Raw genomic sequence first — 2,391 nt, 5'->3', positions numbered from 1 at the left:
CCACATCACACTCACCCAACCGCAACCCCTGACACGCCAAATGCAACGCCACCAACGACGACGAACACGCCGTATCCACCGAAATCGACGGACCCTCCAACCCCAACACATACGACACACGACCCGATGCGACGCTCACCGACTTGCCGGTGAGCAGATAGCCTTCGAACTCCTGCGGAGCCTCGTGTAGTCGGGCGGCATACTCCTGGTGTGTCAGGCCGGCATACACGCCGGTCCGGCTGCCCCGCAGGCCCGCCGGATCGATCCCCGCGCGTTCCAACGCCTCCCACGACGTCTCCAGAAACAACCGCTGCTGCGGATCCATCGCCACCGCCTCACGCGGCGAAATACCAAAGAACTCCGCATCGAACATCCCCGCCTCATACACAAACCCCCCCTCCCGCACATACGACTTCCCCACGGCGCCCGGCACCGGATCGAAGAAGGAGTCCACGTCCCAGCCCCGGTCGTCGGGGGCTGGGCCGATGACGTCAGCCCCGTCCAGCAGGAGATCCCAGAGCTTCTCCGGAGTGTCGGCCCCGCCGGGGTAGCGGCAGGCCATGCCGACGATGGCGACAGGTTCGTCGGTGGGCACGGTCGCGGCAGCCACCAGGACTTCCTCGGCAGGAGCGCCGACGAGCACGCCCCCCACGAACTTCGCCAACGTGGACGGGGTGGAGTGGTCGAAGACCACCGTCGAGGGCAGGTTCAGGCCGGTCGTACTGTTCAAGCGGTTACGCAGTTCGAGTGCCGTGAGCGAGTCGAAGCCGGCATCCTTGAAGGCCCGGTTGGGCGCGACGGCATCCACCGTCTCGTGTCTCAGAACTGCCGCTGCCTCTGCCCGTACCGTCTGGAGAAGGACTCGCTGCCGATCCGCGTCGGACATCCCCGCCAACCGCTGCGCGAGGCCCTCCGTTGACGATTCGGCGTCCGCCCGCCGTGCATCGAGCGCACTCCTGGCTTCGGGCACACCGTCGAAGAGCCGTACCGACCGCAGTTCGGCGAGGCGCGGCGCGAAGTCCGCCCATTCGACGTCGGCCACGGTGACTGACACGTCATCACGGTCGAGGGCCTGCTGCAGAGCGGCGATGCCGTGTTCCGGGTCCATGGCCGCGATGCCGCGACGGTTCAGGTTCTGCTCGCCGATCCCCTCGGCCATGCCACCGCCACCCCACAGTCCCCAGGCAATGGAGGTGGCGGGAAGACCCGCAGCACGACGCCGCTCCGCCAGGGCGTCCAGCGACGCGTTCGCCGCCGCGTACGCCGCTTGACCGCCGTTGCCCCAGACTCCGGTAACCGACGAGAAGAGGACGAAAGCCTCCAGATCCTGGTGCTGGGTGAGTTCGTCGAGTAGCAGCGCGGCGGCGGTCTTCGGGCGGAAGACCTCGTCGATGTGTTCGGAGGTGAGAGTGTCGATCACCCCGTCGTGCAGCACTCCGGCGGTGTGGAAGACCGCAGTCGGCGGATGCGCCGCCAGGACGTCGGACAGTGCAGCCCGCTTCGCAACGTCGCAGGCGACGATGGTCACCGTGGCACCGAGCGCACGAAGATCAGCTTCAAGTTCCGCCGCGCCGGGGGCATGGACACCCCGCCGACTGGTCAGAACGAGGTGCTGGGCACCGTTCCGAGCGAGCCACCGGGCCACCCGGCCACCCAGACTTCCCATACCTCCGGTCACCAGGATGTTCCCGCGGGGGCGCCATGTCCGGCGCACAGTGCCCGCCGCTCGCGTCACCCGACGTCCATAGACCCCTGAACCGCGGATCGCGATCTGATCCTCGCCGTCCGCCGCGGCCAGAGTGGTGGCGAGCTGGTCCAGCATCCGGACGTCCGGTACGGACGGAACGTCGACCAGGCCGCCCCAGCGGTCCGGCAGTTCCAGGGCCGCCACCCGCCCGAACGCCCACACCTGAGCGCCGAACACCTCCGGCATCTCCTGGGGCGTCACCGCCGCCGCCTGGCGAGTCACGCTCCACAGGGGGGCCTCGATCCCGACGTCACCGATGGCCTGCACCAGCGCCAGCGACGCGACCAGACCCATGCCGATGGAGGGGTGTTCAGGATGTGCGTCCTGCATGAGCCCGAGGAGGGACACGGCACCGGACAGCGGCACCGACCCGTCCGTCGTGGTAGCGAGTAGTTCGACTATCCGGGCCCGGTCCGCGAGTGGGTCGACGGCCAGCAGCTCGACCTCGGCACCCCTACGTACGAGCGCTGCCTTGATGTCTGCGGCGAGTTCCGAGCCGGCGGTCTCCGGGTCGGCGACCAGGAGCCAGCGGTGGGTGAGGGGTCGGGGGTCGCCCGTCGGCAGCGGCTTCCACACGATCCGATACCGCAACTCCCCCACCGGGTCGGCCACCACGACCGTCGTGGTGGCGGAGCCGGTCGGAG

Annotated in this window: 1 protein-coding gene; it reads right to left on the bottom strand. The window is 68.8% G+C overall.

Going from position 1 to position 2,391, the window contains the following annotated elements; all coding sequences use genetic code 11:
- Positions 1 to 2,362: type I polyketide synthase (locus tag AC0AIB_RS30890; RefSeq protein WP_465098029.1), on the bottom strand; the 2,362-nt coding region annotated here is incomplete at its 3' end.
- Positions 2,363 to 2,391 lie beyond the last annotated feature (29 nt).

The sequence above is a fragment of the Micromonospora sp. DSM 43699 genome (assembly GCF_055517075.1).
Note: the sequence above shows the minus strand (reverse complement) of the source record. Positions and strands in the feature narration are given on the sequence as shown.